Source organism: Epibacterium ulvae (genome assembly GCF_018678075.1).
Lineage (GTDB): Bacteria > Pseudomonadota > Alphaproteobacteria > Rhodobacterales > Rhodobacteraceae > Epibacterium > Epibacterium ulvae_A.
Genome location: NZ_JAHHIR010000028.1, coordinates 17,541 through 38,838 on the forward strand (window position 1 = coordinate 17,541; position 21,298 = coordinate 38,838).

The following is a 21,298-nucleotide window of genomic DNA, read 5'->3' on the forward strand; positions in this document are numbered from 1 at the left end:
CCATCACCGACCGCACACCATTCAGAAATAAAGGCGTCCCCCTCAGATGCTGACCTTCACCATACGGCGGCTCATTTTGGCAGTGCCCACACTGCTGTTTATCAGCCTCGCAATTTTCCTGTTGTTGGAGTTCGCCCCCGGCGATCCAATGGCCCAAGTTCCCCTCACCGTTCCCGCCGAAGTCAAAGAAAAAATGCGCCTGGCTCTAGGCCTTGGCGAACCGATGCACATCCGCTTTTGGAAATGGCTGGTTCAGTTCTTCTGGATCGAACCACAAGTGTTGATCGACTATATGTTCGGCACGTCCCTCACCGAAGGCAAGCTGCGGGTTATTTCCTGGCAGACCCGTTCACCCGTGATGGACATCGTGGCGCAGCGCCTGCCGCAAACCCTGTCGGTTGTGGGCACCGCCTATATCGTGGCCATCCTGATTGCGATCCCGATTGGTATCTATTCCGCGTACAAACAATACAGCTGGTTCGACCAGCTCGGCACCTTTGTGTCGATGGTTGGTTTTTCCGTGCCGCCGTTTTTCTCGGGCGTGTTGGTGATTGTGATCTTCTCGGTCCAGCTGGGATGGTTCCCCTCGATCTATGACACCACCCACAAGGTCACCGACTGGGAGAGCTTCCTCTATCAACTAAAACAGATGATCATGCCCGTCATGGTCCTTGCGCTGCAGATCACTGCACAGCTGTCACGGTTCATGCGGGCCTCCATGCTCGACAACCTCAACCAGGACTATGTACGCACCGCGCGCGCCAAAGGTCTGGGAGAATATGTCGTCGTGATGGTCCATGTGCTGCGCAATTCGATGATCCCTGTGGTCACCGTAATCGCGCTGGGGATCCCGTCGATCTTTGGTGGAGCCATCATCACCGAACAGGTGTTCAAGGTGAACGGTATCGGCCAGTTGCTGATTGGTGCAATCCAGGCCAATGACCTGCCGATGGTGCAAACCCTGACCTTTATCTTTGCCGTTCTCATCGTGCTGTTCAATCTGATCGCCGATGTGCTCTATGGCATTCTCGACCCGAGGATCCGCTATGACTGAGTTGAGCCCCCCCGCCCCTGTTGTCGCCCCGCGCAGCCAATGGCTGGATGTTTGGGACCAGTTCAAATCCCACCGTGGCGCTTTGATGGGCGGCATCCTGTTTGTGTCGATCCTGGCGCTCGTTCTGGTTGGACCATTTGTCTATTGGAACGATGCGAAATTCGTGCCAACCGGACGGGACTTCCTGCGCCTGCGCGACATGAGGCCGATCTATACCATCCTGTGGGACAGCGGCGCCAAAATGGACTGGGCCTACCCCTTGGGCACCGACAACCTGGGCCGCGACACGCTGGCACGCCTGATGTTTGGCGGTCGCGTCTCCATCGCGGTTGGCATGACGGCGATGGTTCTGGCGCTGGTGCTGGGCACCTTGGTCGGCGTCACCGCGGGCTATTTCAAAAAGCTCGACGGGTTGCTGATGCGTCTGACGGATCTGTTCCTCGCCCTGCCCTTGCTGCCGATGATTCTGGTGGCGGCGGTTCTGTTTCGCGAATCCCTCGCCCAGGCCATCGGCCCCGAAGGCGGTGTCTTTGTGCTGATCGTCTGCCTGATCGGGATCACCAGCTGGATGCCCACCGCACGGATCGTACGCGGCGATGTGTTGGCGATCAAAGAGCGTGAGTTCGTTTTGGCCGCACGTTCCGTGGGCACTACCAACACCAAGATGGTGATCCGCCACATCCTGCCCAACGTGCTGTCACCGATCATGGTGTCGGCCACATTGGGCATCGCCACGGCGATCATCGCCGAAAGCTCATTGTCGTTCCTTGGCTTTGGCTTCCCGCCGGATTTCCCGACCTGGGGCCGTCTGCTGAACGATTCTGTGGACCGGATGATCCTGTATCCGGAACGCGTGATCTTTCCCGGGCTTTTGATCTCACTCACCGTATTGAGCGTGAACTATCTGGGCGATGGTCTGCGGGACGCTTTGGACCCACGTATTCGCGGCCGCTAAGCCCTGCGACAGACAAAAAATGGCCCTCATTCAGCAGGAATGGGGGCCTTTTTTGTTGCTATTGCTTCGGCATCTTTCAGACTGAGCCCCAGAGCAAGGGGGAGTGTATCAATCCGCCCTAGGTAGATATAATCCAATGCGATGCCGTAACGGGCGCAGATCGAAAGCGCCCCGTCGATTGAGATCCGGAAATCACCAGACTCCCATTGCGAATAAGACTTGATAGAAACATCAGCTTGCTGGGCAAAATCTTTGCTAGAAAGCTGATAATAATCACGGATCAACCGCAGCCGGTTCGCAATACCTGCGTGGCGACCTTCCACTTGTTTGAGATTCATGGTCATCGTCCATGTGCTGTCTACGTTGTATTACTATCAACCAAAGCACTCGATAAGAATGTGATACAGTTCACACCCTAGTGGATCAATGTAAGTTCTTTTTGATCCGCTGCACTAACCACCAGACTAGGAAAATCACTGGTAAGGTGACAATCGCTGTCAACGTTCCTTTGGAAATATCCAGCGCTTTTGTCAACGGGTAGAGCGCATATGAGGCAAGAGAGACCGCATAATAGCTAATTGCAACAACCGAGAGCCCCTCGACCGTGTGTTGCAGGCGCAACGCCAGATCCGCGCGCCGGTCCATACTCTCCAACAGGGCCTGGTTCTGGGCGCTGCGTTCCACGTCCACGCGGGTCCGCAGCAATTCGCCTGCGCGCCGCGCCCGATCCGCCAGCGTCGCCAGCCGCCCTTCGGTGGATTTCACCGTCCGCATGGCAGGTTCATAGCGGCGGATCATAAATTCGGTAAAGGTCTGATAGCCCTGAAACCGCTCTTCGCGCAGCAGGCTGACACGTTGGTCCACCAGGGCCTCATAGGCACCCGTGGCCCCAAAACGAAACGCCGACCGCGCGCCAAGGGATTCCAGTTCGGACGCCACCGTCAGCAGCTGGTTCAATGTCGCCGCCGCATCCACGGATTGTCCGGTCATCTCCTGCATCATCTCGCTCAAATGAGTGTCTAAGGCGCCAATGGTCGGCGCAAGTCCGCGCGCGCGGGAAAAGCCCAGCATCGACATGGCGCGATAGGTCTCAACCTCGCACAGGCGCTGCACCACGCGGCCGATGCGTTTGGGGCCGGTGCTTTCACTGACAAAGACCGCAAACCGCATATGGCCCGCCGCATCAATACGGAAATCCCCCGCCAGCACCGCGCTGTCGTCCAGAACCCGCGACACCGTCAGGCTTTCGGGCACCATCCAGTCCTCGACCGATTTGCGGATAGCGTTTTCTTCCGGGCGCGGCATCACGCGGATCATGACCGAGGCGATCACCTGCCCCGGTATCTGCGCCCGCCATTCCGCCGGGAAGGCATTGAAATCCAACGGATCAAACGCACGATCCCCCACGCCGTCACAATAGAGCATATAGCTCACAAATTCGGTGTGCTGCTCCCATTTGAGGTGATACCGCCCGAGCGTCGCTGAGTGATGGGTGGCACCCGGCGTTGGGTGCGGCTCGCCGTGGCGATCCAACAGGGCGACCAAATGTTCCACGTCCTTTGCCCGATCCCGCGACACCGCTTCCTGGGGCTGTTTCACTGCGAAATAGATCACCGTGCTGGGCGCGGTCATGGTTGGGAACGGACGTGCATGCAGCTCGTTCACCAATTGGTAACGCAGCGGATGGTCTTGGGCGGTCGACATGGGCGGCTCCTTGATCTTGACCGGACCCTAGTGGAGCGCAAAAGTTTTGTAAATAACTCTTCTGTTTCAATAACTTAAAGGGATACCAAAGTATACCATCGTAAAATTACGCGTAAGAACCCGTGTTTTATCTAGGTCACCCCGTTTGACCCAATGTTTCGCACGCGAAACATTTTTAGGGCTGCGTGTGGTCGGGTAGCCTGTTGATAATCTGTAAAAAGGGGCGTTCAGACGGATCCAAACGCCCCGGGTCAGCTGAGTTGGCTGCGCCGATGTTAGCGTGAAACTTTTTAGCCCCGCACCGCGGCGATTTCTGCGATCCGCACGCCGTAGTCATGCGCGGATATCAGATCACCTGGACGCGGTCCCTGTTCGGGCGAAGAATCTGCCGGTGATGTGGCCACCGCGCCAGCCGTGCCGCCGCCCCAGTTTCGATCATCCGCGGTGCTGGCGAGCAAGTTGGACGGCATCTGGTTGAGCGGCACCCACAACATACCGTGCTGCCCGGCCAGAACGCGGAAGTAGTTCAGCGTCTCCCCCTTGTCGCCGAGGTTGCTGCCCGAGTTGGTGAAACCGCCGGCAAATTTATCCGCCCAGGCGCGTTCGAACCAGCGTTTGGAACTGTCATCGGCAAAGCGTTTGAACTGCCAGGGAGCATTGCCCATATAGGTCGGCGCGCCAAAGATCAGCGCATCCGCAGCATCCGCCGCCGCCCACAGCTCGTCCGAGACCACACCATCTTCGGGGATGGCCCACAAACGCGCCTCCCCCTTGGTTTGTGCGCCTTCTAGAACCGCCTGCGCTTGGCGTGCGGTGTGGCCGTAGCCTGAGAAATAGATAATTTCGATCCGTGCCATCTGCACTCTCCTTTGTGATTGCAAAGCAGAGATGGCAGGCCTACTTTCAAAAAGTAAGTAATTACCATTTAGTAACCAGTTACCAAAAAGAAAGTGAGACCATGGCCACTGTAGGATCATCCTGTCTCGGCTGTCCGATGGATCCCGTCTTGAAAGCGGTGACCGGACGCTGGACGACCACCATTCTGTGGAACCTCTCGACTGAGAGCCCGCTGCGCTTTGGTGAGCTGATGGGGTTGATGCCTGCGATCTCGGCCAAGGTGCTGACCGACCGGCTGCGGATGTTGGAGCAGAACGGCATTGTCCTGCGGACGCAGAAATCGACGATCCCGCCAGAGGTCAGTTACGAACTGACCACCCACGGGCAAGACCTGCATCAGGCGCTGCGCTCGCTGCATGAAGTAGCGCTGAAATGGAATGCCGAGGGTTGGGTGCCGGGCCAGGGCTTTCCCGAAGATCAGGTTGCGCGCGCGGCGGAATAAGGGGCGCGGTCCGCATCGGCTAGACACACCGCTGGGACAAACGAAAACCCCGCCCTATGGGCGGGGTTTCCTGTTTTTCAGATCCAAGCAAACGCTTAGCTGATCATGGTCAGCAGGCTGTCGAGCGAGGCTTTTGCGTCGCCGTAAAACATGCGCGTGTTCTCTTTGTAAAACAGCGGGTTCTCGATACCGGAATAACCGGTGCCCTGCCCCCGTTTGGAGACAAACACCTGTTTGGCCTTCCAGCATTCCAGAACCGGCATGCCCGCGATCGGAGAGTTCGGATCTTCCTGAGCGGCCGGGTTCACGATGTCATTAGAGCCAATCACAATCGCAACGTCGGTTTCAGGGAAGTCGTCGTTGATCTCTTCCATCTCAAGCACGATGTCATAGGGCACTTTGGCCTCAGCCAGCAGCACGTTCATGTGGCCTGGCAGACGCCCCGCAACCGGGTGGATCGCAAAGCGGACGTTCTTGCCCTTGGCGCGCAGACGACGGGTCAGTTCCGCCACATTCTGCTGTGCCTGTGCAACCGCCATACCGTAGCCTGGAATGATGACAACGCTGTCGGCCTCTTCCAAGGCTGCAGCAACACCGTCAGCGTCAATTGCGATCTGCTCGCCTTCGACTTCCATTGCAGGACCCGACGCGCCACCAAAGCCGCCCAAGATCACCGACACAAAGGACCGGTTCATCGCCTTACACATGATGTAGGACAGGATCGCACCAGAGGAGCCCACCAGCGCACCTACAACGATCAACAAGTCGTTGCCGAGGCTGAAGCCGATCGCTGCCGCAGCCCAGCCCGAGTAGGAGTTCAGCATGGAGACAACAACCGGCATATCCGCGCCGCCGATGCCCATGATCAGGTGGTAGCCGATGAACAGTGCCGCCAGTGTCATGATGAACAGCGGGAAGAACCCGCCAGAGCCCATGTACCAGAACAGTGTCACAATTGATATCACCGCAGCTGCGATGTTCAGCAGGTGGCCACCCGGCAGTTTGGTCGCCGCCGAGGTGATTTTACCCGACAGTTTACCATAAGCCACAACTGACCCGGTAAAGGTCACCGCACCGATAAAGACACCGAGGAACAGTTCAACCCGCAGGATGCCAATTTCCACGCCATCTTTCTTGGCCAGAAGCGCTGCAAACCCTTCGAGGGTTTTCTTGGCGCTGTCGTCCATCAGCAGTACACGGCCCAGTTCGATATGGGCGTTCAGGCCCACAAAGACCGCCGCCAGACCAACAAGCGCATGCATGCCTGCGACCAGTTCCGGCATCTGGGTCATTTCGACCTTGGACGCCAGCATATAGCCGATCAAACCACCGCCTGCGATCAGCAAGACCGACAGGACCCACAGGCCAGAGCCCGGCCCGATGAGCGTTGCGAACACCGCCAGCGCCATGCCGACCATGCCATACCAAACAGCGCGCTTGGCGCTTTCCTGACCTGAGAGACCACCCAGGGACAGGATGAAGAGAACTGCTGCGACAACATAGGCCGCGGTCGTAAATCCGTATTCCATTGTCCCGGTCCTTTACGATTTTTGGAACATGGCGAGCATGCGCCGTGTCACGAGGAAGCCGCCAAAGATGTTGATCCCGGCCATAAAGACCGACAGCGCGCCCAGAAGGATCACCAACCAAGAGCCAGAGCCGATTTGCATCAGCGCCCCCAGAATAATGATCGAGGAGATCGCATTGGTCACCGCCATCAGCGGCGTGTGCAGGGAGTGCGACACGTTCCAGATCACCTGGAAGCCGATGAAGATAGACAGAACAAAGACGATGAAGTGCTGCATAAAGCTGGCCGGCGCAATCAGGCCAACCCCCAGCAGAAGTGCGGCACCAACCGCCAACAGGGTCACCTGCTGTTTGGTCTGGGCTTTGAACTCGGCCACTTCTTGCGCACGTTTTTCTTCGGGCGTCAGTTCGGGCACAACTTCCTTGGGCTTGGCCGCGATCGCCGCAACTTTTGGCGGCGGCGGTGGGAAGGTGATCTCGCCTTCGTGGGTTACAGTTGCCCCCCGGATCACATCGTCTTCCATGTTGTGATTGACCGTGCCGTCCTTTTCAGGGGTCAGGTCGGTCATCATGTGACGGATGTTAGTCGCATAAAGGTTAGAAGATTGCGTTGCCATCCGACTTGGGAAATCGGTGTAGCCCACAATGGTCACGCCATTGTCGGTGACGATTTTCTCGTCCTTGACGGTGCCTTCGGCGTTGCCGCCACGTTCGGCAGCAAGGTCAATGATAACCGAGCCCGGCTTCATCGCCTGAACCATATCTTCGAGCCACAGTTTGGGCGCGGGACGGTTCGGGATCAGCGCGGTGGTGATAACGATGTCAATTTCGGGTGCGATCTCGCGGAATTTGGCGAGCTGCGCGTTGCGGAATTCTTCGGACTGAACCGACGCATAACCGCCAGTGGCCGCGCCATCCTGCTGTTCCTCGTCGAAATCCAGATAAACGAATTCGGCGCCCATGGATTCGACCTGCTCTGCCACTTCAGGGCGCACGTCAAACGCATAGGTGATAGCCCCAAGCGAGGTGGAGGTCCCGATTGCAGCAAGACCCGCAACACCGGCACCAACAACCAGAACCTTGGCCGGGGGCACTTTACCCGCGGCGGTCACCTGACCGGTAAAGAAGCGGCCAAAGTTGTTACCGGCTTCGATCACAGCGCGGTAGCCTGCGATATTGGCCATGGACGACAGGGCGTCCATTTTCTGCGCGCGTGAGATACGCGGCACCATTTCCATGGCGATCACATTGGCGCCGGCGGTTTTCGCCGCTTCCATGCCTGCTTCATTCCCCGCCGGGTTGAAGAAGGAGATCAGCGTCTTGCCCGCTTCCAGATAGGTCAGCTCGGCCTCATCGGGCTCGCGCACTTTGGCCACAATGTCGACGGCTTTCCACAAGTCAGCCGCGCCATCGATCACCTCGACGCCTGCGTCTGCGTAAAGTGCGTCGCTAAAGCCGGCCGCCGCGCCTGCTCCGCTTTCGATTGCACAGTCGTACCCCAGCTTTTGCAGCTGGCGTGCCGAGTCCGGGGTCATTGCGACCCGCGCCTCCCCGGCAAAAGTTTCTTTTGGCGTACCTAATTTCACGTATGTTCCCCCTCGTTTGTTACGCCCGCGCCCTGCCGGGCTTGGATCGCAAATTCGAAATTCAGATCGCGAACCTCATCACTGGATGCTCGCTATGTGCCGATACAAATTTGCACCAAGCTGAAAGGCCGTTAGATCCATCGTCGCGTCATGTTTCTATACTCGGTCCATTCGCTCGGGAACAGGGTCTTTAACCTTTGTTCTTCCTGGCGAATATACCTGTGTTGCAACACCCAAATGAAAACCACCACAATGGCTTCAGACGCCAAGGCACCCTCCCAGACGACCACCGCCACCGGCACCAATACATCAGACAGATATATCGGACTTCGAAAGAAAATGAACACCCCTGAAGCCACAATAAAGATAGCATTATCAATCGGATGCACTGCGGTTTGGAAACGACGCATTTGGATCACTGCGGCCAGTGCCCCCCCCCCCCGGCAATAGCGTAAAATACCCAACCAAAGACCGGAGAAACCCAGTCCCGGACCGCCATTCCACAGGAAACATGCGACCTTGCACCCAGACGGATCCCATTGCAAACAGGAGCCAGAACGGTGGAATGTCCAGCCACCGCTTTAACGCATTACTATTCACAACTGGTCCCCCCCCCATTCGCCGCGCAACATAGTTTCGCGGACAAATTCCAATACGTCTTGCGACAAGCTGTCACAGGAGAGAGATTAAGGAATAAAAATATACAAATTGCAGCAATCGAAGACGATTTCCGCAATGTAGTAATATTGGCGACTGATGTTCTACTTCAGTCAAATATTAGCGCATCTTTCACTTTTCGAAATGCGCTGCATGCTTTCGTACCCTGAGTTTTGCGAGCAAACCAAGCCCTTTGCGACCAGATTTGCAAATTCGCAGAGTTTTCACGATCCACGCGTCACCCACCCGGAAGTGTTGCCAATTTTCTGGGCGCGGCATATCCCACACACGTAAAACATGTGTGCGCGTGGATCACCTCGAACCAGAAGTTTCGTCGAAAGAGAGCAGCGTCCTCGGTTACGCTTGCGTCCAATTGTGGACCGCCTCGCCAAAAGCCTCAAACAGGGGGCGCGAGATTGGGTCCGTGGGGGCGCGGTATTCCGGGTGCCATTGAACCGCCATGGTGAAACCCGGCGCATCCTTGACATAAATTGCCTCGGGCGTGTCGTCTTCGGCTTGGCCGTCAATCACCACCCGCTGCCCAGGCTGATTGATCCCCTGTCCGTGCAGGGTGTTGGTCATCACCTGTTCACTGCCAAACAGACGGGCAAACGGCCCGTCGGGAATGAAGTTCACATGGTGGCGCAGGGCAAATTTCTCTTCCAAGGTGCCATTGGGCGGCATCCGGTGGTTCATACGCCCCGGCAAATCGCGGATCTCGGGATAAAGCGTGCCGCCCATTGCGACATTGACCTCTTGAAACCCGCGACAAATGCCAAAAAATGGCTGCCCGCGCTCCACACAGGCGCGCACCAGTGGCAAGGTGATCGCATCGCGGGCCCGGTCAAAGGCGCCATGCGCCTCGGTTGCGGGTTCGCCATATTCATTGGGGTGCACATTCGGACGGCCACCGGTCAGCAGGAAGCCATCAAAAGCCTCCAACAGCTCTTCCACCGAGACAAACCGCGGATCCGCTGGGATCATCAATGGCAAGCAGCCTGAGACATCGGCAATCGCCTCGGAATTCATGGTGCCATTTGCATGCACCGGATAGCTGTCATCCAGCAGATATGAGTTTCCGATAATCCCGACGCGTGGACGCGACATATGACACCTATTGCTTTGGCGAGTTCCATGCAGTGCAGTTTCGCACGCATGATAGCATTCCTACAAGTTCGGTGCGTGATGTGACAACTCCGCAGGTCAGCGCAGGCGAATGTTGAGAGATGCACAAACGCGCAGACGGTGAGATGCGCAAAAAATCAGCATCCGAACGTCCGTCACTGTAGCACATCTCTGTTAATGCGGCCTGAAGTGACCCTTGGGTCGCTTGCGATCAGATCTCGGCTATCAAACCTGCGGCTTCGATCCCACTTTGACCGGCGGCTGCGTCATTGTCCGACGTGTCGCCGGTGACCCCAACGGCACCCAGCACTGCGCCATCCGCATCGCGCACCAGAATACCGCCGGGTACCGGCACAACCTGCCCGCCATAGACGCCATTCACGGCCGCCATGAAATAGGCCTGCTGCTCCGCGCGCGCCATCTGGGCGGTGCCCGCCATGCCCAGCATAACCGCGCCATATGCTTTGCCCTGTGCGATGCCAAATCGCCCCGGTGCGGCGCCGTCTTCGCGTTCAAAGGCCAGTACATGCCCACCTGCATCGAGCACCACAATCGACAAGGGTTTCAGCGCCATCTCGCGCCCTTTGGCACGGGTGACGTCGATGATTGTCTTGGCCTGTTCCAGTGAAAGTCCCATATCCCTCTTCCCCTTTGTAGAATGCAAAAAAGGCAGGTTCGCCCTGCCCTTTGACTGTGTTCTGTATCGCTTAGATCTCGGCCTTCAACTGCAGGCGTCGGCTGTGCAGAACCGGCTCGGTGTAGCCTGAGGGCTGGACGCGGCCCTTGAACACCAGATCGCAAGCCGCCTGAAAGGCGACGCCCTCAAAGCCAGGTGCCATCGGGATATAGCTTGGATCACTTGCGTTTTGGCCGTCCACAACAGCGGCCATTTTCTGCATCGCCGCCATTACCTGTTCCTTGCTGACGATGCCGTGGTGCAGCCAGTTGGCCAGCGCCTGTGATGAGATCCGGCAGGTGGCGCGGTCTTCCATCAGGCCCACATTGTTGATGTCCGGCACTTTGGAGCAACCCACACCCTGATCCACCCAACGCACCACATAGCCAAGGATCCCTTGGGCGTTGTTTTCAATCTCTTTGGTGATCTGATCACTGCTGAGGTTTTCGCCCTGCATCACCGGAATGGTCAGCAGATCCGCAAGCGTACCACGTGGGCCGCCCGCTTTGATCGCATCTTGCACGGCGGTGACATCGACCGCGTGATAATGCATCGCATGCAAGGTCGCGGCGGTGGGCGATGGCACCCAGGCACAAGTCGCGCCGGATTTCGGGTGGCCGATTTTGGCCGTCAGCATGTCCGCCATCAGATCCGGCATGGCCCACATGCCTTTGCCGATCTGCGCGCGCCCCTGCAGTCCGCACGCCAGACCGATGTCCACATTGCGATCCTCATATGAGGTGATCCACGGCGTGGATTTCATGTCACCCTTGGGGCGCATGGGGCCTGCTTCCATCGAAGTATGGATTTCGTCGCCAGTGCGATCCAGGAAACCCGTGTTGACAAAGGCCACGCGCGATTTGGCGGCGCGGATACATTCCTTTAGGTTCACCGAGGTGCGGCGTTCCTCATCCATAATGCCGATTTTGACCGTGTTGCGTGGCAGGCCCAGCGCGTCCTCGACGTGGTCAAAGATCTTGGCCGCAAACGCGACCTCTTCGGGGCCGTGCATCTTGGGCTTGACCACATAGACCGAGCCATGTTCCGAATTGCCGCCCGCCGCTTTGAGGTCGTGGATGGCGATCATCACGGTGACCATAGCGTCCAACAGGCCCTCGCCTGCTTCGCGCCCCTTTGCGTCCAGAACGGCCGGCGTGGTCATCAGGTGGCCCACATTGCGCACCAGCAACAGCGAGCGGCATTTGACCGGCACCGCAGATCCGTCTGGCGCGGTATAGGTTGCGTCCTCATGCAGTTTGCGGGTGACGGTTTTGCCGCCCTTTTCAAAGGTCTCCACCAGGTCGCGCTTCATCAGGCCCAGCCAGTTGGAATAGGCAACAACCTTGTCGGCGGCATCCACACAGGCCACGGAATCTTCGCAGTCCATGATGGTGGACAGGGCGGATTCCAGGTTCACGGCTGCGATATGGGCGGGGTCAGACTTGCCAATCTCATTGTCGGCATTCACCAGAATTTCGATCTTCAAACCGTTGTTTTCGAACAGGAAGCCGCGCCAGTCACCCTGCTCCATATGACCCAGATATTGGGATGCGTCCTGCAAAGGAGCGGTGGCGACATCGGTAACCTCGGCCCAGGTTGTATCTGTCAGGGGCAGCGCCTCGTCCAGAAACGCTTTGGCTGCGGCGATCACCTTGGTGCCGCGCTCCAGATCATAGGTTTTGCCTGTTGGCAAATCACCCAAAGCATCGGTGCCATAAAACGCATCATACAGATTGCCCCAGCGCGCATTGGCGGCATTGAGAGCAAAGCGCGCATTGGTGATCGGCACCACCAGCTGCGGGCCGGACATCTGGGCGATCTCAGGGTCGACATTTGTGGTGTCGATGGCAAAATCTTCGCCCTCAGGCAGCAGATATCCGATCTCCCGCAGGAAGGCCTCATAGGCGGCGGGGTCGTGGGGCTGGGCGCGGCGGGCGGCGTGCCAGCCATCGATCTTGCCCTGCAGCTCGGCCCGTTTGGCAAGGAGCGCGCGGTTTTCATCGCCCATGCCGTTCACCAAAGCATCCAGACCGCTCCAGAATGCCTCGGCCGTGACATCTGTTCCGGGCAAAGCCTGGGTTTCGATAAATGTGGCCAGTTCCTCTGCCACCTGCAAACCATTGATCGCGCGCATTTCCCGTTCCCCTTCGTCGTCGCTATTTGCGCCACCCTACAGGAAAGCGCCCGCATCTTGCACCTAAACCGGTAAGGTAATTTTACCAGTTTAAAAATAGGATCTTCAAAAATTACCTATGTATGTGCCGCACCCACCAACAGCGCAATGAAAACAGCCCGTCAAATACAGACCCTGCCCTTGCTGCGCTGGCCCAAGGCTCCTACTGATAAAGAAACCGGCAATTGCCGCGCAGCGACGCCCAGACAACAGGATCAGACGCGATGAAAGATGCCTCTCCGGCCAGCCCCCCGCAGACCTTTTACCTTAAAGATTACACGCCCTTCGGCTTTGACGCTGAAGAGGTCGCGCTGACCTTCAAACTCGCCCCCGAAGCGACACGGGTGATCAGCAAGATCCGGTTCACGCCCAAAGCGGATGCAGCAGATCCACGGTTCTTTCTGCACGGTGAAGAGTTGAAACTGATATGGGCCAAGATCGACGGCGCGGAAGTCGCGCCCAATATGGTCGATGGCGGTCTGGACTGTGAAGTGCCCGCGCAGCCCTTCACCTGGGAAGCGGAGGTTGAGATCAACCCCAAAGGCAATACCGCGCTCGAAGGGCTCTATATGTCCAACGGCATGTATTGCACCCAGTGTGAGGCCGAGGGGTTCCGCAAGATCACCTTTTATCCGGACCGGCCCGATGTGATGTCGACCTTCACCGTGCGGATCGAAGGCGACGAACCCGTGCTGTTGTCCAACGGCAATCCCTGTGCATCCGGAGAAGGCTTTGCCGAATGGCACGATCCCTGGCCCAAACCCGCCTATCTCTTTGCGCTGGTGGCTGGTGAGCTGGTCAACCACCCGGACCGTTTCACCACCAAATCCGGTAAGGATGTCGAGCTGAACATCTGGGTCCGTCCGGGGGACGAAGGCAAATGCGCCTTTGGCATGGACGCGTTGAAAAAGTCTATGACCTGGGATGAAGAGGTCTATGGGCGTGAATACGACTTGGACATTTTCAACATTGTCGCGGTCGATGACTTCAACATGGGGGCGATGGAGAACAAAGGGTTGAACATTTTCAACTCATCTTGCGTTTTGGCCTCTCCCGAGACCTCGACCGATGCGAATTTTGAGCGGATCGAGGCGATCATCGCCCATGAGTATTTCCACAATTGGACCGGCAACCGGATCACCTGCCGCGATTGGTTCCAGCTGTGCCTCAAGGAAGGGTTGACCGTCTATCGCGATGCGCAGTTCACCTCTGACATGCGTTCGGCCCCGGTGAAGCGGATTGATGATGTTATTGCGCTCCGCGCCCGCCAATTTCCCGAGGACGGCGGCCCGCTGGCACATCCGCCCCGCCCAGAAGAGTTTCAGGAGATCAACAACTTTTACACCGCGACCGTCTATGAAAAAGGCGCCGAGGTCATCGGCATGTTGAAACGTCTGGTCGGGGACGCGCCCTATTACAAGGCGCTGGATCTCTATTTTGATCGCCATGACGGGCAGGCCTGCACGATCGAGGACTGGCTGACCGTCTTTGAGGATGCCACCGGCCGCGATATGACCAAGTTCAAACTGTGGTACAGCCAGGCGGGCACGCCGCGGGTGAAGGTTTCCGAAAGCTACGCCGATGGCAAGTTGACCCTGAGTTTTGAACAACAGACCGCGCCAACGCCGGGCCAGCCGGACAAGGCACCGCGCGTGATCCCAATTGCAGTGGGTCTGCTGGGCGACAATGGCGACGAGATCCAGCCCACCCGTGTGTTGGAGCTGACCGAGGCCAAGCAGAGCTTTACCTTTGACGGGCTGACCTCCAAACCGGTGCCGTCGATCCTGCGCGAATTCTCCGCACCGGTGACGCTGGAGCGTGAGACCACAAACGCGGAACGCGCCTTCCTACTGGCGCATGACACCGACCCGTATAACCGCTGGGAAGCGGGCAATGCGCTGTCCACCGACACGCGCTTGCGGATGGTGTTAGAGGGGGCTGCCCCAGATGCGGACTATCTGGATGCGCTGACCAAACTGGTGCGCGATGACAGCCAGGATCCGGCGTTTCGCGCATTGGTTCTGCAACCGCCAAGCCAGGCTCAGATCGCCCAGGTGCTGTTTGAACAGGGCCACACGCCGGACCCGGCCAAGATCTATGACGCGGCAGAGACCTTCACCCAGAGCCTTGCCCAAGCCTTGTCAGACAGCCTGCCCCGCCTTTATGCCGACACCACCGTGGACGGCGCCTACGTACCCGATGCCGAAGGCTCCGGCAAACGGTCGCTGAATGGTGCGGTACTGTCCTTGCTCACCCGCCTGGACGGCGGCGCAGCAGCGGCCAAGCAATATGAGGCCGCAGACAATATGACCCTGCAATATGCGGCACTCGCCTGCCTGTTGCGGGTTGAAAAGGGTGACGCGCAGTCGCAGGCCTTCTTTGATCAGTGGCAAGGGGATCGTTTGGTGATGGACAAGTGGTTTGCCCTGCAAGTCGCCACCACCAAGCCCGACACCACCGCCCGAGTGGCGCGGGACCTGTGCGACCATCCGCTGTTTACGATCAAGAACCCAAATCGCTTCCGTGCGGTGATGGGGGCCTTGGCCGGACACCACGCGGGGTTCCACCATATCGATGGTGCGGGCTATGCCTTGCTGGCGGAGAACTTGATGGCTTTGGATTCTCTTAATCCGCAAACCACGGCCCGCATGTGTGCTGCGTTCCAGACCTGGAAACGCTATGACGCCCCCCGCCAGCAGATGATGGGGGACGCTCTGCGTCAGATCATGGCCCGCGATGGGCTGAGCCGCGACACCGCGGAAATGGTGTCTCGTATTCTGGACGCCTAATGCATTGAACCGTGGCGGAAATCTTTGCCACGGTTTCGCATCTGTGAACAATCCGTGAGGATCCCACCGGATAGGCGTAACAAAGCGTTAACTTTTTCAGTTCCGCTTCTGGAAATCCCCACAAAGGCCATTTTTGCGCCCCAAATTCCAAAGATCCTGAGCACACCCAAGATGCTGCCAATCTGCGGAAAAACTAAATGCTCAAAGCTCCCCACCCTGCGGCCCAAATTCTGCTGCGCTCCCTTGCCCCTTTGAAAAAGGCGGTCTGCCCGGTCCGGTCCTACCTGCCCAGGTTGGCTTCACCGCCGTTTTTTTCGACAGATAAGGACGAGCCAGAAGAAGAACTGTCTGAACGCGTGGTGATCCCGGTTCAAACTCGGAGCGAAGACGAACAGCAAAGCCAGGACGCCCGTGACAAGGGGCTGTTTCTTGCGCGCCAGGAACGGTGGGACGATATCGTCACCGCCATCACCCAGGCCGACCGCACCCGTTCCGCAACAGGAGCCGGGCTGCCGATCGCCGATATCCTGGCCTTTGGCGCGCGCTCGGATGTGATGCATGGCACCGAACAGGCGTTGGAAAACTGCCCCACCCCGGATGACGCGCCATTGTTGGCCGGGATTATGGCGCTAGAAGAAGCGCGCCTGTCGATGGGAAGCAACCCGATCATGAACGCGGTTGTTGCTCTGGCCCATGTGGATCTGGGCTGGGCCTGGCGCAGCGATGCGGCGATGAACCTGGCGGCGCAAACTTTCGAAAACCGCGCGCAGGCGCATTTCAAACGGGCCTGGACGTTGATGCAGCCGCTTCACGACGCGGCCACCGACAGCCCCTTCCTGCTGTCGGCCTATTGCACCGCGATGGCGACCCAAAAACAGCCGCCGGTGAGGCTGGCCGATGCCTTTGCCCAGTTGATCGAACTGGACCCGCTGAATTTTCGCAACATGCGTGCCCTTGGCGCAGCCATGGCTCCGTCGCGCACCGGATCGTGCGAGGCGTTGGAGCTGGAGGCCCGACGCACAGCCGTGCGCACCCAGGAAATCTGGGGGGCGGGTGGATATACCTGGACCTATTTCGACGCGCTCACGACCGAGGATCAGGCCTGCCTGTCGCTGGATGTGCCGTTCTTTATGGAAGGGTTGCGCGACATCGTGGAAAACCGCCCCTCGCAGGAAACCGTCAATCTGTTGATCGCCTTCTGCGCCGTAGGTCTTGACCTGCGCGAGGACGCCGCTCCCGAGGTCGACATTGTGCGCGAGACAATTGCGCGGGCCTCGGACTGGTTGGTGCGCGACCACCTGCAGGAAATTCACCCGCTCCATTGGGCCCATGCCTCGGTCGGGTTTGCCAATAACGCGCAGATCCCATCTCCGCAGCGGTTTGCCGCGCGTGGGCGGGCCAATGCCCATCGCTTTTTGCAGCAGTGTTTCCGCGAGGAATTGGCGAAAGGCCATCAGGTGCAATTCACCCGGTCGGGTCTGGAAGTTCTGCCCAATTGATCGCGCACGCGGCGCATGTCTGTGTGCGCCGCGCCCTTAGACAGGTTTAGCGTTTCTTGAACGCATCCATCAACGCCGCGCCCAGCGCGCCGGTGTCCTGTTTTCCGCTTTGCGACGTGTCTTTGTTTTGGCCCGTTTTTCGCGGGCCTGCGGACATGTTGTCCTTGCGTTTGGCTCCGGCCTTGGCGCGCCCGCTAGTTTCGCTGCGCGCATCACGATCCTGTTTGGCCGATGCTCCACCATCTTTGCGCATGGTCAGACCGATGCGTTTGCGCGCGACATCCACCTCGGTCACGGTGACTTTGACCACCTGCCCGGTTTTCACCACCTCGTGGGGATCTTTGACAAACCGGTACGCCAGCTGGCTGACATGCACCAGCCCATCCTGATGCACGCCGATATCCACAAAAGCGCCAAAGGCCGCAACATTGGTCACGGTGCCTTCCAAAACCATACCAGGTTTGAGGTCAGTAATTGCCTCCACCCCATCGGTAAAGGTCGCGGTTTTGAACGAGGGGCGCGGGTCACGGCCCGGCTTATCCAGTTCGGACAGGATATCGCGCACGGTCGGCAGGCCAAAGCTCGCATCCACAAACTCTTCTGCCCGCACGTTTGAAAGCGCCGCGCTGTCGCCCATGAGACTGCGAATATCGCGACCACAGGCGGACACGATCTTGCGCGCCACCGCATAAGCTTCGGGGTGCACGCCCGAGGCATCCAGCGGCTCTTTACCGTCGCGGATCCGCAGGAAGCCCGCACATTGTTCAAACGCTTTGGGGCCCAGACGCGAGACTTTCAACAGCTCCCGTCGGGATTGAAAGGCCCCGTTCAGATCACGATGCGCCACCACCGCTTCGGCAAGCCCCGGCCCCAGGCCAGAGACACGCGCCAACAGCGGAGCGGACGCCATGTTCAGGTCCACCCCAACACCGTTCACCACATCCTCAATCACCGCGTCGAGCGATCGGGACAATTTGTGCTGGTCGACATCGTGCTGGTATTGGCCCACGCCAATGGATTTCGGCTCGATCTTAACCAGTTCCGCCAGCGGGTCCTGCAGGCGACGCGCAATCGAAACCGCACCGCGCAGACTGACGTCCAGATCCGGGAATTCCCGCGCTGCCAGTTCGGACGCCGAATAGACCGAGGCGCCGGCCTCGGACACCACCACTTTGGTCGGTGCTTTGACCTTAGCTGGAAGGTTTTCCAACACCTCAGCCACCATCCGTTCGGTTTCGCGACTGGCAGTGCCGTTGCCAATCGCCACCAGCTCGACCCCGTGTTCCGCGATCAGTTTCAGGATTTGCACCTGTGCAGCGCGCAGGTCGTTCTTGGGCTGAAATGGGTACAGCGTCGCGGTGGCCACCAATTTCCCGGTTGCATCAACCACCGCCGCTTTGACGCCGGTGCGAATGCCCGGGTCCAACCCGAGGGTCGGTCGCGCACCGGCTGGCGCGGCAAAAAGCAGGTCTTTGAGGTTGCGGGCAAACACCTCGATCGCCTCGTCCTGAGCGCGGGCGCGCAGATCACCCACCAGCTCTAACATTAACGACAAAGACAGCTTCACCCGCCACGTCCAACCCGCCACTTTGCGCAGCCAGACGTCGCCTTTGCCCTGCCCCCGCGCGCCAAGTTCCGCACCAACCATCGCTTCTGCACGCGCCACGCCGTCGTCACCGCCGGGCGTCACATCCACCGACAAAACACCTTCGTTTGCACCCCGCAACATCGCCAAGGCCCGGTGTGAGGGCACTTTCGACCAGGTTTCCGTATGATCAAAATAGTCCGCGAATTTGGCACCCTTCTGCTCCGCACCTTCGACCACCCGCGCCGTCAGAACCGCTTCGCGCTGCATAAACGCGCGCAGGCGGCCAATCAGGTGCGCGTTTTCGGTCATCCGCTCGGTCAGAATATCGCGCGCGCCGTTCAGCGCATCTTTGGTCGTGGCCACCGCCTCAGTCAGGTAACCCGCCGCCAGGCTCTCGGGATCTGCATTGCGGTCGGCCAAAATCACTTCAACCAGCGGTTCCAAACCGTTTTCGCGCGCAATCATCGCCTTGGTGCGACGCTTGGGTTTATAGGGCAGGTATATATCTTCGAGCTGCGCCTTGGTTTCGGCCCCGGCAATGGATTTCGCCAGGTCTGAGGTCAGCTTGTCTTGCGATTTGATCGAATCGAGGATCGTCGTGCGCCGCGCTCCCAATTCGCGCAGATAGGCCAGACGTTCATCCAATTTGCGCAACTGCGTGTCGTCCAAACCACCCGTGACCTCCTTGCGGTAGCGCGCCACAAAAGGCACGGTCGCGCCGCCATCCAACAGCTCCACCGCCGCTGTTACCTGCTTGGCCGCAGCCCCAATTTCAGTTGCGATGATCTGGGCAATTCGGGTTTGGGTGTCCACGGGCGACCTCTCCTATTTTGGGGCAGTGGGGCATAACTCTTACGCCCAGCTTTGGTCCGGGCCAAGAGAGAATATCACTGGCGCGTTACCCATCCCTGACACCAGCGAACGCCCGCTGAGCAACACCTGCCCCAGTCTCAACTGCCGAAGCGGGCGCTTCCCCCTTGCCCCTGCGCGCGCGCGGGCCTAGAACGCAAGGCAACAGATGATATTGGAGACGGCGAAACCATGCTCGACCTGACATATGAACTCCCCAAGCCCAAAGTAATCGCGGGCGCCAAGCATGACTGGGAACTGGTCATCGGGATGGAGGTGCACGCTCAGGTGAGCTCAAACGCCAAGCTCTTCTCGGGTGCGTCCACCAAATTTGGCGCCGAGCCGAATTCCAACGTGGCTTTTGTTGACGCCGCCATGCCCGGCATGTTGCCCGTGATCAATGACTATTGCGTCGAACAAACCGTGCGCACCGGTCTGGGTCTCAAGGCTGAGATCAACCTGTGGTCCGCCTTTGACCGCAAGAACTATTTCTACCCGGACCTGCCGCAAGGCTACCAGATTTCGCAGCTCTACCACCCCATCGTCGGCGAAGGCGAAGTGCTGGTGGAACTGGGCGACGGCACTGCGCGCAATGTGCGGGTGGAACGCATCCACATGGAACAGGATGCGGGAAAATCGGTCCATGACATGGATCCGAACATGTCCTTTGTTGACCTGAACCGGACCGGCGTCTGCCTGATGGAAATCGTCTCGCGCCCCGACATTCGTGGCCCCGAAGAGGCCGCGGCCTACATAGCCAAGCTGCGCCAGATCCTGCAATATCTGGGCACCTGCGATGGCAATATGCAAAACGGCAACCTGCGAGCGGATGTGAACGTCTCCATCTGTCTACCGGGCCAATATGAGAAATTCCAGGAAACTGGCGATTTCTCGCATCTTGGCACGCGGTGCGAGATCAAGAACATGAACTCGATGCGGTTCATCCAGCAGGCGATTGATGTCGAAGCCCGTCGTCAGATCCAAATCGTCGAAGCCGGCGGTGAGATCGAGCAGGAAACCCGCCTGTATGATCCCGACAAAGGTGAGACCCGTTCCATGCGCTCCAAAGAAGAAGCGCATGATTATCGGTATTTCCCGGATCCCGACTTGCTGCCTCTGGAAATCGAACAGGCCTGGGTCGATGATATCGCCGCCAACCTGCCCGAACTTCCCGATGAGAAAAAAGCGCGGTTTATCGCGGATTTCAGCCTGACCGATTACGACGCATCTGTTTTGACGGCCGAAGTTGCAGCCGCCCAGTATTTTGAAGCCGTGGCCAAAGGGCGCTCCGGCAAGCTGGCCGCCAACTGGGTCATCAACGAGCTTTTTGGTCGCCTGAAAAAGGACGAGGACAAGGCGATCACCGAAAGCCCCGTCTCTCCGGAGCAGCTAGGTGGCATCATCGACCTGATCGCGTCAGATGCGATTTCTGGCAAGATCGCCAAGGACCTGTTTGAAATCGTCTATACCGAAGGCGGTGATCCGGCTGCGATCGTCGAAGCCCGCGGCATGAAGCAGGTGACGGACACTGATGCAATCGAAGCCGCGCTGGATGACATCATCGCAGCCAACCCGGCCCAGGTCGAAAAGGCCAAGGTGAACCCTAAGCTTGCAGGCTGGTTTGTCGGTCAGGTGATGAAAGCCACTGGCGGCAAGGCAAACCCCAAAGCGGTCAACCAATTGGTGGCGCAAAAGCTGAAAGGCTAAGGCCCCCTCATTGAACGCAGATAAGCCCCCTTATTGGGGGCTTATTTTGTTTCTAAGGACTGGTCACTAC

15 protein-coding genes are annotated in these 21,298 nt (G+C 58.5%); 6 read left to right on the top strand and 9 right to left on the bottom strand.

Annotated features, from left to right (window positions below; all coding sequences use genetic code 11):
- Window positions 1–46 precede the first annotated feature (46 nt).
- Window positions 47–1,054 carry an ABC transporter permease gene (locus KMP13_RS07230; RefSeq protein WP_215265163.1) on the top strand — a complete coding sequence of 336 codons (1,008 nt, stop codon included), beginning with the start codon at window positions 47–49 and terminating at the stop codon, window positions 1,052–1,054.
- Window positions 1,047–2,009 (top strand): ABC transporter permease, encoded by a 963-nt coding sequence (locus KMP13_RS07235; protein ID WP_215265164.1) that lies wholly within the window; start codon window positions 1,047–1,049, stop codon window positions 2,007–2,009. The genes KMP13_RS07230 and KMP13_RS07235 overlap by 8 nt, the downstream gene beginning before the upstream one ends.
- Window positions 2,010–2,035: 26 nt before the next feature.
- Here the strand turns inward: KMP13_RS07235 and KMP13_RS07240 are convergent, their stop codons facing one another.
- From KMP13_RS07240 to KMP13_RS07250, 3 genes are all read right to left on the bottom strand, one after another.
- Complete coding sequence (locus tag KMP13_RS07240) at window positions 2,036–2,347, bottom strand: helix-turn-helix transcriptional regulator (protein WP_215265166.1); 312 nt, start codon at window positions 2,345–2,347, stop codon at window positions 2,036–2,038.
- A gap of 85 nt (window positions 2,348–2,432) precedes the next feature.
- Window positions 2,433–3,713, bottom strand: coding sequence for a DUF3422 family protein (locus KMP13_RS07245; RefSeq protein WP_215265168.1), 1,281 nt, complete (start codon window positions 3,711–3,713; stop codon window positions 2,433–2,435).
- A gap of 290 nt (window positions 3,714–4,003) precedes the next feature.
- Window positions 4,004–4,570 carry a flavodoxin family protein gene (locus KMP13_RS07250; protein WP_215265170.1) on the bottom strand — a complete coding sequence of 189 codons (567 nt, stop codon included), beginning with the start codon at window positions 4,568–4,570 and terminating at the stop codon, window positions 4,004–4,006.
- Window positions 4,571–4,671: 101 nt separating this feature from the next.
- Here KMP13_RS07250 and KMP13_RS07255 point away from each other — a divergent pair, with 101 nt between their 5' ends.
- Window positions 4,672–5,052, top strand: coding sequence for a winged helix-turn-helix transcriptional regulator (locus tag KMP13_RS07255; RefSeq protein WP_215265172.1), 381 nt, complete (start codon window positions 4,672–4,674; stop codon window positions 5,050–5,052).
- A gap of 95 nt (window positions 5,053–5,147) precedes the next feature.
- Here KMP13_RS07255 and KMP13_RS07260 read toward each other — a convergent pair whose 3' ends face one another.
- From KMP13_RS07260 to KMP13_RS07285, 5 genes are all read right to left on the bottom strand, one after another.
- Window positions 5,148–6,581: an NAD(P)(+) transhydrogenase (Re/Si-specific) subunit beta gene (locus tag KMP13_RS07260; protein ID WP_215265173.1), complete on the bottom strand. Its 1,434-nt coding sequence runs from the start codon at window positions 6,579–6,581 to the stop codon at window positions 5,148–5,150.
- Between the two features lie 12 nt (window positions 6,582–6,593).
- The gene (locus KMP13_RS07265) at window positions 6,594–8,165 is read right to left on the bottom strand and encodes a Re/Si-specific NAD(P)(+) transhydrogenase subunit alpha (RefSeq protein ID WP_215265175.1); all 1,572 of its coding nucleotides are present in this window, start codon (window positions 8,163–8,165) and stop codon (window positions 6,594–6,596) included.
- A gap of 1,014 nt (window positions 8,166–9,179) precedes the next feature.
- The gene (locus KMP13_RS07275; protein WP_215265179.1) at window positions 9,180–9,929 is read right to left on the bottom strand and encodes a gamma-glutamyl-gamma-aminobutyrate hydrolase family protein; all 750 of its coding nucleotides are present in this window, start codon (window positions 9,927–9,929) and stop codon (window positions 9,180–9,182) included.
- 229 nt (window positions 9,930–10,158) lie between these two features.
- On the bottom strand, window positions 10,159–10,584 hold the full coding sequence (locus KMP13_RS07280; RefSeq protein WP_215265180.1) for a GlcG/HbpS family heme-binding protein: 426 nt from the start codon (window positions 10,582–10,584) through the stop codon (window positions 10,159–10,161).
- Between the two features lie 70 nt (window positions 10,585–10,654).
- Complete coding sequence (locus tag KMP13_RS07285) at window positions 10,655–12,757, bottom strand: malate synthase G (RefSeq protein WP_215265182.1); 2,103 nt, start codon at window positions 12,755–12,757, stop codon at window positions 10,655–10,657.
- 263 nt (window positions 12,758–13,020) lie between these two features.
- Between KMP13_RS07285 and pepN the strand changes: the two genes are divergently transcribed.
- On the top strand, window positions 13,021–15,585 hold the full coding sequence (pepN, locus tag KMP13_RS07290) for an aminopeptidase N (RefSeq protein ID WP_215265184.1): 2,565 nt from the start codon (window positions 13,021–13,023) through the stop codon (window positions 15,583–15,585).
- A 197-nt stretch (window positions 15,586–15,782) separates the two neighbouring features.
- Window positions 15,783–17,084 carry a hypothetical protein gene (locus tag KMP13_RS07295; protein WP_215265186.1) on the top strand — a complete coding sequence of 434 codons (1,302 nt, stop codon included), beginning with the start codon at window positions 15,783–15,785 and terminating at the stop codon, window positions 17,082–17,084.
- A 46-nt stretch (window positions 17,085–17,130) separates the two neighbouring features.
- Here the strand turns inward: KMP13_RS07295 and KMP13_RS07300 are convergent, their stop codons facing one another.
- Window positions 17,131–19,485 (bottom strand): Tex family protein, encoded by a 2,355-nt coding sequence (locus tag KMP13_RS07300; protein WP_215265188.1) that lies wholly within the window; start codon window positions 19,483–19,485, stop codon window positions 17,131–17,133.
- A 228-nt stretch (window positions 19,486–19,713) separates the two neighbouring features.
- Between KMP13_RS07300 and gatB the strand changes: the two genes are divergently transcribed.
- Window positions 19,714–21,228 carry an Asp-tRNA(Asn)/Glu-tRNA(Gln) amidotransferase subunit GatB gene (gatB, locus tag KMP13_RS07305; RefSeq protein WP_215265190.1) on the top strand — a complete coding sequence of 505 codons (1,515 nt, stop codon included), beginning with the start codon at window positions 19,714–19,716 and terminating at the stop codon, window positions 21,226–21,228.
- Window positions 21,229–21,298 lie beyond the last annotated feature (70 nt).